Raw genomic sequence first — 11,998 nt, 5'->3', positions numbered from 1 at the left:
TGCCTGTGTGGCGTAACTCCGGCAGCTTTTTCCCGCAAGGGGACCTGGGTCGGAAACAGAGGATCCGAAGTTGCGGATAAAAAAGCCGAACGGGGCACATCGTGTGTCACCTAAACTAAAACCTATCAGGCACCCGATGTGCCCCGGCCGATCCGGCCTGCCCAAGGCGGCGAAAGCCTGCCCATAAGGCGAAAAGGATACTGAAATGCCCCATGACACGGACGAAACCCGCCGCGTGAACGGAGCGGCTTGGCCATAGGAGGCTTCCATGAACGTGCCAGCACCAGACCATTACGCCACCTACCGGAAGTACCGCGCAGCACGCCACGAGATGATGGCACGCACGGCCGCGACCCTTCTCTGCAGTCCACGCTCTCCCACCAGTTTCGAACCCTGCCGCATCCGCAAATGCTGGCGGGATCGCGTCTGCAGCGGGCCGATGCGTGCCTGCGCACGGCTGTTGGACAAGCAACGGGCATTGCAGCGATTGGGATTGCCGGGGCCGATCTGCACGGATCTGCCGGCGTGCCTTGCCGAAGCCGATGCCGAGGACTTCGAAATGGTCAAGGAGGCGCTCGATGAATGCGAAGAGATGTACAAGGATCGTCCGCATCTTAGCTGGGCCAAGCAATCCGCCAATCTCCGCGCCGCGCTGCGGCAGCCTATCGACTCCGATCTCATCGATCCGGATGTGGCCGATGATCTGTAGCGTCTGCGAGACAGGACCAACCATAAGCTGCGAAGAACTGTTTTACCAGACCGATTTTTCTGGCACACTCACCTGTGGCGCGCCGTGTTGGAGGACATCCCAAGTGGGAGGCGCGCCGATCGGGAAATCTGTGGGAGGACAGTATCTATGGCTAATGTTGCAATGACGGGCCGGCCGAAAGTCGCCGCCATGACCCCCGAGGAGAAGAAAGTCATCTTCGCCTCGTCGCTTGGCACCGTGTTCGAGTGGTACGACTTTTATCTCTACGGCTCGCTTGTCGTCTATATCGGCTCCACTTTCTTCGCCCAATATCCGGAAACGACGCGCAACATCTTCGCACTGTTGGCCTTTGCCGCCGGCTTTCTGGTCCGCCCCTTCGGCGCTCTGGTCTTCGGCCGGCTCGGCGACCTCGTCGGCCGCAAATACACCTTTCTCATCACCATTCTGATCATGGGCCTTTCGACCTTCCTGGTCGGCCTGTTGCCCGGTTCCGCATCGATCGGCATCATGGCCCCCATCATCCTCATCGGCTTGCGCCTGCTGCAGGGCCTGGCGCTCGGCGGAGAATATGGGGGTGCTGCCACCTATGTTGCGGAACACGCCCCGCCCGGACGGCGCGGCTTCTACACAGCCTGGATCCAGACGACGGCAACGCTCGGCCTGTTCCTGTCGCTCGTCGTCATCCTTTCCGTCCAGGCCTTTCTCGGCAAGGAAGCCTTTGCCGCCTGGGGCTGGCGGGTGCCGTTCCTGGTCTCCTTCGCGCTGCTCGGGGTATCCGTCTGGATCCGCCTGAAAATGAACGAATCGCCAGCCTTCCAGAAGATGAAGGCTGAGGGAAAAGGCTCGAAAGCGCCGCTGACAGAGGCCTTCGGCACCTGGAAAAATGCAAAGATTGCCCTTATCGCCCTGTTCGGCGCCACCATGGGCCAAGCCGTCGTCTGGTATTGCGGGCAGTTCTACGCGCTGTTCTTCCTGCAGAACGTGCTCAAGGTGGAATTTCAGGCGGCCAATATCATGGTCGCCGTGGCGCTCTTCATCGGCACGGGCTTCTTCCTGCTGTTCGGCTGGCTGTCCGACCGTATCGGCCGCAAGCCGATCATCATGGCTGGATTGCTTTTGGCGATGGTGACCTATTTCCCGCTGTTCAAGGCGATGACCTGGTCGGCCAATCCGGCGCTGGCGCAGGCCCAGGCAACGGTGCGGGCGACCGTCACCGCCGCGCCCGGCGATTGCCGCTTCCAGTTCAACCCGACAGGCACCGCCAAGTTCACCAGCTCCTGCGACGTGGCGACGGCGTTCCTCACCAAGAACTCGGTGCCCTATGACCTGGTCGACGCGCCGGCGGGCGCCCCGGCCACCGTCAAGATCGGCAACGAGACGGTGCAGAGCTTCGACGTCGTGGCAGCCGGAGACAAGGCCAAGGGCCTGACGGCAGCCTTCGAGAAGGGAATCAACATCGCGCTGCGCGACAGCGGCTATCCGCTTGCGCGCGGCGCCGCCAAGGTGCCGGACAGCAAGCTCGATGCCTTTATCGCCGCCAATCCCGAAGTCGGCGTGGATGCCGCGACGGTGCGGGCTGGCGACAAGACGATGGTGCCGGCCGACAAGCTGGTGGCCGACAAGCTGCTGACCAAAGACGAGACCGCCGGCATCACGGAAATGCCGGTCTATACCATCGCCAAGGCCGGAACCTTCTCCATGCTTGCCGATCCGGCCGCGGTAAACTGGATCGCCACCATCGCCATCCTGACGGTGCTGGTGATTTATGTGACGATGGTCTATGGCCCGATCGCCGCCTTGCTGGTCGAGCTCTTCCCGACCCGCATCCGCTATACCGGCATGTCTCTGCCCTATCATATCGGCAACGGCTGGTTCGGCGGCCTGCTCCCAGCCATGGCCTTCGCGATGAGTGCGGCCAAGGGCGATATATATTACGGCCTCTGGTATCCCATCGCCTTTGCCGGCATCACGCTTGTCATCGGCATGATCTTTCTGCCGGAAACCAAGGACCGCGACATCCACAGCATGGATTGAGACGGCGCCATGCGGCCGGCGCCTTCGGGTGCCGGCCGGTCACCCATCCGCGAGCGGCCGCTGGCGTATCAGCCGGCGCACCCTCGGGACCGGCGGTCCGTTCGGCGACAGCGCGAACAGCAGCCCGAAGCGCGAGAACATCACCGCCATCGCGAAGGAACACCAGGCGCCGAGCGCCAGGCCGGCCGCGACATCGCTCGGATAATGCACACCCAGAATGATGCGCGTCGCCCCGATCCACAACGCCGCCCCGACCAGCACCAGTCGGAAACGCGGAAACAGCAGGGCCAGCGCCACGCAGAAGGCGCCGATCTGGGTCGAGTGGGCCGAGGGAAAGCTCTGGAACAGGAAATCTCCGTTGAAGGGCTCGAAGGCGAGGACGCCATATTGGTCATAGACCAGCGGCCGCGCTCGGCCGATCGCCGTCTTCAGCACATGCACGACAGCACTGGCCGACAGCAACGAGGCCAGCAGATAGGCGGACATCCGGAAAAGATAGGCGGATCGATAGCGTCGCCGCAGATCCGCCAAACGCCGCGCCAGCAGCGAGCCGACGATGAAGATGGCGAGGATAGCGCCCAGCATCCGCAGGATCTGGCCGGCATTGGTGACATCGTTGGCAAAGGCGACGAGCCAGGACGGCAGCGCCTTGGCCGTCTTACCGAGCGGCTCGTCCAGCACAAGGAAGGCAATGACGACAATATTGAGGACGCTCAGCGTATAGCCGAGCCAGGGAAGAGGGCGATGCTGTGCCTGTCTGGCATTATATCGGGCGGCCATCAGCCGCCAAAAACCGCGACTGGTCTTTTGTGAAAGGGCAGGCGCAGTGTCGGTGTCATGTTGCATGCCGAAAACATAGGCATGCCGTTGGTTGGATCAAGACATCAGCCGCGCCCAGGGAGCCGGGACGCGGCGAAATGTTTCACGTGAAATCACGCAGTCAGCGATTTGAACTCCGAGAGGATCGCGTCGCCCATCTCGACGGTGCCGACCGGGGCCATGCCTTCGGAGACGATGTCGCCGGTGCGAATGCCGCGATCGAGCACGTTGGCGATGGCCTTTTCCAGCGCATCGGCTTCCGCGATCATCTCGAAGGAGTAGCGCAGGCACATGGCGAAGGAGGCGATCATCGCGATCGGGTTGGCGATGCCCTTGCCGGCGATATCGGGCGCCGAACCGTGCACCGGCTCATACAGCGCCTTGCGCTTGCCGGTCTTGCCATCGGGCGCACCGAGCGAGGCCGACGGCAGCATGCCGAGCGAACCGGTCAGCATGGCGGCGACGTCGGACAGCATGTCACCGAACAGATTGTCGGTGACGATGACGTCGAACTGTTTCGGCGCTCGGACCAGCTGCATACCGCCGGCATCGGCCAGCATGTGCTCGAGCTGCACGTCCGCATATTTTTCCTTGTGCGTGGCCGTCACCACCTGGTTCCACAGCACGCCCGACTTCATGACGTTGCGCTTTTCCATCGAGCAGACGCGATTGTTGCGGGTGCGGGCCATTTCAAAGGCAACGCCGGCAATGCGCTCGATCTCGTAGGTGTCGTAGACCTGCGTATCGATGGCGCGCTTCTGGCCGTTGCCGAGATCGGTGATCGTCTTCGGCTCGCCGAAATAAACGCCGCCTGTGAGTTCGCGGATGATCAGGATGTCGAGCCCTTCGACCAGCTCCGGCTTCAGCGAGGAAGCGGAGGAGAGGGCGGGGTAGCATATCGCCGGACGAAGATTGGCGAACAGCTGCAGATCCTTGCGCAGGCGAAGCAGGCCGGCCTCGGGGCGAACCTCGTAGGGAACGGCATCCCACTTCGGACCACCGACAGCGCCGAACAGCACCGCATCGGCTGCCATCGCCTTTTCCATATCGGCTTCGGAGATCGCCGCGCCATGGGCATCGTAGGCGCAGCCGCCGACGAGACCTTCTTCGGTGACGAAGCCGGCCTGGCGGGCTTCGTTGAGATAGGCGATGATCTTGCGGACCTCGGCCATGGCTTCCGGACCAATGCCGTCGCCCGGCAGAAGGAAGAGATTGCGCACTGTCATGAAAAGGCCTCCGCTGTGAAATTGGGTTGCGGGTTTTTAGACCTCGAAACCGGGCATTTCAAGCGAGCTAGGGGCCGAAACGGTACGCTCGATGACACCGCTGCGGCACCCGTGCCACGTTTTTCCGATATCGACAGCCCGCCATGACGCTGCCGGCGGGCCGCAGTTGCGCTCCTTACTGCGCGAGGCCGAGCGATTGGAGATGGGCGGCCGAGGGGATTATCCCTGCCTTGTCGCGCAGCTCGATGATCAGGCGTGGATTGCTGCTGAGCTTGCCGAGTGCCGCAAACACGGAATGCCAGCGGATGACGCCCTCGCCAAGCGCCCAGTGCCGATCCGCATAGCCATCGACGTCCTGCAGGTGGACATGCTTCAACTGGTTGCCGGCTGCGTGAATGAAGTAGTCAACCGGCGGCGCACGGAAGTTGCCGTGGACGCATTCTGCGTGGCCGGTGTCGATGGAGACGGCGACGGCCGGCGAGTTGAAGCTTTCGGCAAGGGCGACCCGGGTGTGCGGATCGACATCGTCGCAATTCTCGATGACCATCGTCAGGCCGATATTTTCCGCACGCTTGACGGCGGCGACCAGCGTCTGATGCGTATACTCCGTCATCTTCTCGCGCTCGCCGGCAAAATGCGGAAAATTGTTGTGGTGCCAGGACGTGTACGGGCTGTGGATGACCATGTGGGTCGCCCCGAGGGCTTCAGCCACGTCCAGCGCCTGCGCCATGCGCTTGGCGACGACGGCGCGGACCTCTTCGTCCTGGGAGGCGATGCTGAAGCCGAAGAACGGCCCATGGATGCCGACCCGGCCGGTGTGGCCGTCGAGCAGCCGCTTTGCCCGCTCGACAAGCGGCATCCAGTCGCCGCCGAGCACCCGCGCGTCGACGAAATTCTGCAGTTCGAGATCACGCTGCTTTTCGAGCAGCCAGTCGCGGTGGATTTCAAGGTCGTCCAGCATCATGGCGGCGCCGAGAACGGGAAGGGTCATGATTTTCTCCTGTGGGGCGATGGACCCAACGGTTCGTTGAGATCCCCTGTGGGACCTTCCGCCGGCCATATCGAAAATTTGTTCAGTATGCCGCCCGTCCGAAATCCGGGCAGGCGGCGATCAGCAGGCGATGCAGGACCTATTCGGCAAGGCCAAGCGAAGCGAGATAGGCCGCGGAGGCCGGGATCTTCGACTTGTCCTTGATCTCGATGATCAGGCGCGGGTTGCTGGTGAGCCTGGCAAGCGCGGCAAAAACGGAATGCCAGCGGATCGTCCCTTCGCCCAGCGACCAGTGGCGGTCGGCATAGCCATCGGCGTCCTGCAGATGCACATGCTGCAGGCGGTTGCCGGCGGCATGGACGAAATAATCGACTGGCGGTCCGCCGGTCGAGCCATGGGCATAATGGGCATGGCCGGTGTCGATCGATACGGTCACCGCCGGCGAAGCGAAGCTATCAACCAGCGTGTTGCGGATATGCGGATCGATATCCTCGATATTCTCCACCACCATAGTGAGGCCGATATCCTCGGCCCGCTTGACGGCTTCACCGATCGTCCGATGCGTATAGTCGATGATGCGTTCGCGCTCGCCCGGATTGTTGTCCAGATTGTTGTAGGACCAGGTCGTGTAGGGACTATGGATGACCATGTGGGTGGCGCCGATCGCCTCCGACACATCAAGCGCCTGGCTCAGCCGCTGGGCAACGACAGCGCGTATGCCGGGGTCTTGGGAGGCAATCGAAAATCCCCAGAAGGGCCCGTGAATGCCGACTCGACCGGTGTGGCCGTCGAGCAGCTTCTTGGTGCGGTCAACCAGCGGCGACCAGTCGCCGCTCAGCACTTCGGCATCAACGAAACTCTGAAGTTCGAGATCGCGCTGCTTGTCGATGAGCCAGTTTCGGTGGATTTCGAGTTCGTCCAGCGTCATGGCGGCGCCGAGGATGGGGAGGGTCATGGCATACTCCGGTCTTACGCGTTTGCGCGGCGGAACCTATGTGCCGCGTCCCCCTCTTGGACCCCCTACTTGTCAGCCATATTACAGCCAGCCGCCGAAAATGGCGGCCGCGGCCTTGCCGCTGACGAATATGTTGTCCGACGAGCGCTAAAAGGCTTTCGGTCAGCGGCTGCCGAAAATTGCCGACCCCACGCGCACGCTGGTGGCGCCGAAGCCGATGGCGACCTCGTAGTCGCTCGACATTCCCATCGACAGCTTTTCAAGCCCGCATTGACGGGCCAGCTTGGCCAGAAGGGCGAAATGTGGTCCCGGATTTTCATCGGCCGGCGGAATGCACATCAGTCCCTCGACGGTGAGCCCGAGTTCCTCGCGGCAGAGCCTGACGAAAGCAACGGTCTCATCAGGCACAATGCCGGCCTTTTGTGGCTCCAGTCCGGTATTGACCTGAACATAAAGCCGTGGCGCCTTGCCTTGCAGCTTCATCTCGGCTGCCAGGGCGCGGGCGATCTTTTCCCGATCGACGGTTTCGATGACGTCGAATAATGCAACCGCATCGGCCGCCTTGTTGGATTGCAGCGGCCCGATCAGGTGCAGTTCGATATCAGGCGTTTCCGCCCTCAGAGCCGGCCATTTGCTCTGGCTTTCCTGAACGCGGTTCTCTCCGAACAGGCGCTGGCCGGCAGCGATGACCGGACGGATGAAATCGGCATCGAATGTTTTGGAGACAGCCACCAGCTGCGCCGCGCCTGCCGGGCGTCCAGCCTTTCGCTCCGCCGTTGCAACCCGGCTCCGCACATCGTCCAATCGCTCTTGAAGTTCCATCGCTCGACCTCGACATAGGAGAAGAATTCACACCTTGAGTAGACAGCCAGCCCCTTCTTGCCAAGAGCAAGCCCTTGAAATTCAGCCCGATCGGCCATCGGGACGACCAGGCTTTGCAGCGGCGAAACTTGACGGTTGGTTGGTTTCATGATGAAGGTCACCCCCAACTCCCCGTTACATCCGGAATACAAGTCATATGGCGACCGAACGTTACAATCCGCGCGAATCCGAGCCCCGCTGGCAGCAGAATTGGAATGATGCCAACGTCTTCCTCACCGACAATGACGACCCGCGCGAAAAGTATTACGTGCTGGAGATGTTTCCCTATCCGTCGGGCCGCATCCATATGGGCCACGTGCGCAACTATGCCATGGGAGATGTCGTAGCCCGCTACAAGCGCGCCCGCGGCTATAATGTGCTGCATCCGATGGGCTGGGACGCCTTCGGAATGCCGGCCGAAAATGCCGCGCGCGACAACAAGGTCCACCCCAAGGAATGGACCTATCGCAACATTGCCTCGATGAAGGCCCAGCTGAAGGCCATGGGGCTGTCGCTGGACTGGAGCCGCGAGTTTGCGACCTGCGACGTCGAATATTATCATCGTCAGCAGATGCTGTTCATCGATATGATGGAAAAGGAGCTGGTCTACCGCAAGAAGTCCAAGGTCAACTGGGACCCGGTCGACAACACCGTACTGGCCAACGAGCAGGTCATCGACGGCCGTGGCTGGCGCTCCGGCGCTTTGGTGGAGCAGCGCGAGCTGACACAATGGTTCTTCAAGATCACCGATTTCAGCGAGGACCTGCTGGAGGCTCTGGACACGCTGGATCACTGGCCGGAAAAAGTACGGCTGATGCAGAAGAACTGGATCGGCCGCTCCGAGGGCCTGACGATCCGCTGGGAAATCGCTGCGGGCGCTGTGCCGACCGAGGAGCGCGAAATCGCGGTCTATACGACGCGGCCGGACACGCTGTTCGGAGCCTCGTTCCTGGCGATCGCCGCTGACCATCCGCTGGCCAAGGAAGCAGCAGCCCGCAATGCTGATGTGGAAGCTTTCTGCGAGGAATGCCGGCGCGCCGGCACCTCGGTCGCCGCGTTGGAGACGGCCGAGAAGAAGGGCATGGACACCGGTATCCGCGTGCGCCATCCGCTCGACCCGAGTTGGGAACTGCCCGTTTACATCGCCAATTTCGTGCTGATGGATTACGGGACGGGTGCGATCTTCGGATGCCCGTCGGGCGATCAGCGCGATCTCGACTTTGCGCGCAAATACGACCTGCCGGTCGTTCCCGTCGTCATGCCCAAGGATGCGGACTCCGCGACCTTCGAGGTCGGCGATACCGCCTATGATGGCGATGGCGTGATGATCAATTCGCGCTTTCTTGACGGCATGACCACCACGGAAGCCTTCGATGTGGTTGCCGCAAAGCTGTCTGCCGCCACGCTCGGCAATGCGCCCCAGGGCGAACGCAAGGTCAATTTCCGGCTGCGCGACTGGGGCATTTCGCGCCAGCGCTATTGGGGCTGCCCGATCCCGGTCATCCATTGCGAGGCCTGCGGTGTCGTTCCGGTTCCGAAACAAGACCTCCCGGTCAAGCTCCCCGACGACGTCACCTTCGATCTGCCCGGCAATCCGTTGGACCGCCACCCAACCTGGCGGCACGTCGCCTGCCCGCAATGTGCCCGGGATGCCCGGCGTGAAACCGACACGATGGATACGTTCGTCGATTCCAGCTGGTATTTCACGCGCTTCACCGCCCCTTGGGAAAACGAACCGACAAACAAGACCGTGGCCAACCATTGGCTGCCGGTCGATCAATATATCGGCGGCATCGAGCACGCGATCCTGCACCTGCTCTATTCGCGCTTCTTCACCCGCGCCATGCAGCAGACGGGCCATGTCGATGTGAAGGAGCCTTTCAAGGGCCTCTTCACCCAAGGCATGGTGGTCCATGAGACCTACAGCCGTGGGGAAGGCGCGTCCCGCGAGTGGATACAGCCGGTCGATCTGCGGTTCGAAGAGATCGATGGGCAGCGTCGCGCGCTGCTTCTGTCTTCCGGCGAGGAAGTCACAATCGGCGCCATCGAGAAGATGTCCAAATCGAAGAAGAACGTGGTCGATCCGGATGATATCATCGCATCCTATGGTGCTGATACCGCCCGCTTCTTCGTTCTCTCCGATTCCCCACCCGACCGCGACGTGATCTGGTCGGAGGCAGGTGTCGAGGGCGCCCATCGGTTCACGCAGCGCGTCTGGCGGCTGGTCTCCGAGGCCTGCGATCGCCTGAAGTCTTCCGAGCCCATGCCGGCGCATTCCGGCGACGGCCTTGCCGTCTCGCAGGTCGCCCATCGCACCCTGAAGGCCGTCCAGGCCGATTACGACAAGCTCGCCTTTAACAAGGCGGTGGCCCGCATTTACGAGTTCGTCAATGCGCTGGCCGCACCGCTGGCAAGGGTTGCGGCGGGTGAGGGAGATGCGGCTTTCTGCAGTGCTGTCCGCAATGCTGTTGAGATTCTGATTGCTATCGTCGCGCCAATCACGCCCCATCTTTCGGAGGAATGCGCCGCGGCGATCGGATGTCCGCAGATGGTGGCGATGTCACCCTGGCCTGATTTCGACGAGGCTCTGGTGGTCGAGAACGAGGTGATGATGCCTGTTCAGATCAACGGCAAGAAGCGCGCTGAATTGACAATCGCCCGGGATGCGGATCAAAGTGCCGTGGAGGCCGCCGCCCTAGCTTTGGGCGCGGTGCAAAGCGCGTTGAATGGTCAGGCGCCCAAGAAGATCATCGTCGTTCCACAGAGGATCGTAAACATTGTCGTCTGATATCATCTCCAAGCTCGCGCGCGTCGCATGCGCCGTCAGCATCCTTGCTGCTCCGGCGCTGCTGTCGTCCTGCCAGGTTCGTCCCCTCTATGCCGAAAGCACGGGCGTGACGGCAAAGCTTGCGACAGTCGGCTTTTCCGACGCTATTGCCCCCGACGCTTCCCAGCGCCGCGTCGGGCAGGAGGTCCGGAACCAGTTGATCTTCATCGCCAGCCATGGGGCAGGCGAGGTGGCCAATCCGCAATACATGGTCACCCTGAACGTCAATTCAGGCACCGGCGGCGTTCTCTACCTTGCGACCTCCGACACCTCTCAGGCCGGCCGCACGACCGTGACAGTCAGCTATGTCATCAAGCGCATCAGCGATGGCAAGGCGATCAAGGCAGGCAGCCGGTCGATGGTCGCACTGGTCGATTTCCCGACACAGGAATTTGCCAAGCAGCGTGCGATCCGGGATTCGGAAGATCGCGCGGCGCACGAAGTGGCACAGCTCGTCGGTGCCGATATCGCCGCTGCGCTCAGCAAGTAAACGGAACCTTGGGAACGGCGCATGAGCGAAATAAAATCCCACGAGTTCGAGGGATTTCTCCAGACGGCCGTTCGCAAGCACCGCCTCTTCGTCATCTACGGTCCCGACCGCGGTCTGGTCTCCGAGCGCGCCAAGCAGATTGCCGAGAAGACCGGTGTCGATCTCTCCGACCCCTTTTCCCTAATCAAGCTCGACGTTGGCGATCTCCACAACGATCCCGGGCGGCTGATCGATGAAACCAACGCCATCGGCCTGTTCGGCGGCGAGCGCCTTGTATGGATACGCGGGGCAGCGAATGAGAAATCGGTCGTCGATGGGCTTCATGCAATCGCCGCCAGCCCCCCTGACGCCGCATTTCTGATCGTTGAGGCCGGTGATCTGAAGAAGACGGCGGCCCTTCGCAAGCTCTCCGACAGTAGCCGCGCCATTATTGCCATTCCCTGCTATGCCGATGACGCGCGGGCGCTGAACGCTCTTGTCGACCACGAACTTGCCCATGAAAACCTGCGTATCACGCCAGCTGCCCGGCATATGCTGCTCGAACTGCTGGGTGGCGACCGGATCGCCTCCCGCAACGAAGTGCGAAAGCTGGCGCTCTATTGCCGTGGTCTGAATACGATCGACGAGCAACATGTCATCGACATCATCGGCGACGCAAGCGCCGTCTCGGCCGACGACGCGGTGGATGCCATTCTCAAGGGCGACTCGGCCGGCTTCCTGCATGCGACGCAGAAGATCATAGCCTCGAAAACGTCAATCTTCCTCGTGTTGCAGGGCTGCCTAAGGCAGTTTCAGCTGCTGGACGTGATGCGGGCCGAGATGGATGAGAAACGCCTTCAGCCCGGGCAGGTGATGCAGACCCATGGGCGGCATCTGCATTTCAAACGGAAGCCGACGATCGAGCAGGCGCTGCGCACCTGGAGTTCAGACGCGATCGGCCGTGAAATGAACAGGCTTCAAACGGCCATCTTTCAGACACGTCAGCGACAGAGCCTGGAAGACAGCATCGCAATGCAGACGCTGCTGTCCACGACACTGCAATCCGCGCGCAAGAATTAACCGCCGCGGCCCGCCGAAGCCATCTCG

The 11,998-nt window shown here is 61.8% G+C and carries 10 protein-coding genes; 5 read left to right on the top strand and 5 right to left on the bottom strand.

The features are described 5' to 3' along the window. Positions 1-268 precede the first annotated feature (268 nt). The gene (locus tag VH564_RS21060; protein WP_423341811.1) at positions 269-709 is read left to right on the top strand and encodes a hypothetical protein; all 441 of its coding nucleotides are present in this window, start codon (positions 269-271) and stop codon (positions 707-709) included. Positions 710-856: 147 nt separating this feature from the next. Next, a complete protein-coding gene (locus VH564_RS21055) occupies positions 857-2,743 on the top strand; it encodes an MFS transporter (RefSeq protein ID WP_423341810.1) in 1,887 nt (628 codons plus the stop codon). A gap of 39 nt (positions 2,744-2,782) precedes the next feature. Here VH564_RS21055 and VH564_RS21050 read toward each other — a convergent pair whose 3' ends face one another. The 5 genes from VH564_RS21050 to VH564_RS21030 form a co-directional block, all read right to left on the bottom strand. Beyond that, positions 2,783-3,523 (bottom strand): phosphatase PAP2 family protein, encoded by a 741-nt coding sequence (locus tag VH564_RS21050; RefSeq protein WP_423341809.1) that lies wholly within the window; start codon positions 3,521-3,523, stop codon positions 2,783-2,785. A gap of 152 nt (positions 3,524-3,675) precedes the next feature. Next, positions 3,676-4,788: a 3-isopropylmalate dehydrogenase gene (gene leuB / locus VH564_RS21045; protein ID WP_423341808.1), complete on the bottom strand. Its 1,113-nt coding sequence runs from the start codon at positions 4,786-4,788 to the stop codon at positions 3,676-3,678. A 175-nt stretch (positions 4,789-4,963) separates the two neighbouring features. Further along, positions 4,964-5,782: a sugar phosphate isomerase/epimerase family protein gene (locus VH564_RS21040; RefSeq protein WP_423341822.1), complete on the bottom strand. Its 819-nt coding sequence runs from the start codon at positions 5,780-5,782 to the stop codon at positions 4,964-4,966. Positions 5,783-5,918: 136 nt separating this feature from the next. Continuing rightward, positions 5,919-6,734, bottom strand: a complete 816-nt coding sequence (locus VH564_RS21035; RefSeq protein ID WP_423341807.1) for a sugar phosphate isomerase/epimerase family protein — start codon at positions 6,732-6,734, stop codon at positions 5,919-5,921. A gap of 162 nt (positions 6,735-6,896) precedes the next feature. After that, entirely contained in the window at positions 6,897-7,556 is a 660-nt protein-coding gene (locus VH564_RS21030; protein ID WP_423341806.1) for a YggS family pyridoxal phosphate-dependent enzyme, read from the bottom strand. Positions 7,557-7,752: 196 nt separating this feature from the next. Between VH564_RS21030 and leuS the strand changes: the two genes are divergently transcribed. The 3 genes from leuS to holA are packed head-to-tail and all read left to right on the top strand — an operon-like array spanning position 7,753 to position 11,971. Next, on the top strand, positions 7,753-10,383 hold the full coding sequence (leuS, locus tag VH564_RS21025; protein ID WP_423341805.1) for a leucine--tRNA ligase: 2,631 nt from the start codon (positions 7,753-7,755) through the stop codon (positions 10,381-10,383). Then, on the top strand, positions 10,373-10,912 hold the full coding sequence (locus tag VH564_RS21020; protein WP_423341804.1) for a hypothetical protein: 540 nt from the start codon (positions 10,373-10,375) through the stop codon (positions 10,910-10,912). Before leuS ends, VH564_RS21020 begins: the two co-directional genes overlap by 11 nt. 21 nt (positions 10,913-10,933) lie before the next feature. Further along, a complete protein-coding gene (holA, locus tag VH564_RS21015) occupies positions 10,934-11,971 on the top strand; it encodes a DNA polymerase III subunit delta (protein WP_423341803.1) in 1,038 nt (345 codons plus the stop codon). Positions 11,972-11,998 lie beyond the last annotated feature (27 nt).

It is taken from the genome of Rhizobium sp. HT1-10 (assembly GCF_049472505.1).
In the GTDB taxonomy this organism is placed as follows: Bacteria; Pseudomonadota; Alphaproteobacteria; order Rhizobiales; family Rhizobiaceae; genus Rhizobium.
Note: the sequence above shows the minus strand (reverse complement) of the source record. Positions and strands in the feature narration are given on the sequence as shown.

What these genes read in the sequence shown, in the direction of transcription:
- VH564_RS21060 (WP_423341811.1), top strand. Translation starts at nt 269, where the DNA reads ATGAACGTGCCAGCACCAGACCATTACGCCACCTACCGGAAGTACCGC.
- VH564_RS21055 (WP_423341810.1), top strand. Translation starts at nt 857, where the DNA reads ATGGCTAATGTTGCAATGACGGGCCGGCCGAAAGTCGCCGCCATGACC.
- VH564_RS21050 (WP_423341809.1), bottom strand. Translation starts at nt 3,523, where the DNA reads ATGGCCGCCCGATATAATGCCAGACAGGCACAGCATCGCCCTCTTCCC.
- leuB (WP_423341808.1), bottom strand. Translation starts at nt 4,788, where the DNA reads ATGACAGTGCGCAATCTCTTCCTTCTGCCGGGCGACGGCATTGGTCCG.
- VH564_RS21035 (WP_423341807.1), bottom strand. Translation starts at nt 6,734, where the DNA reads ATGACCCTCCCCATCCTCGGCGCCGCCATGACGCTGGACGAACTCGAA.
- VH564_RS21030 (WP_423341806.1), bottom strand. Translation starts at nt 7,556, where the DNA reads ATGGAACTTCAAGAGCGATTGGACGATGTGCGGAGCCGGGTTGCAACG.
- leuS (WP_423341805.1), top strand. Translation starts at nt 7,753, where the DNA reads ATGGCGACCGAACGTTACAATCCGCGCGAATCCGAGCCCCGCTGGCAG.
- holA (WP_423341803.1), top strand. Translation starts at nt 10,934, where the DNA reads ATGAGCGAAATAAAATCCCACGAGTTCGAGGGATTTCTCCAGACGGCC.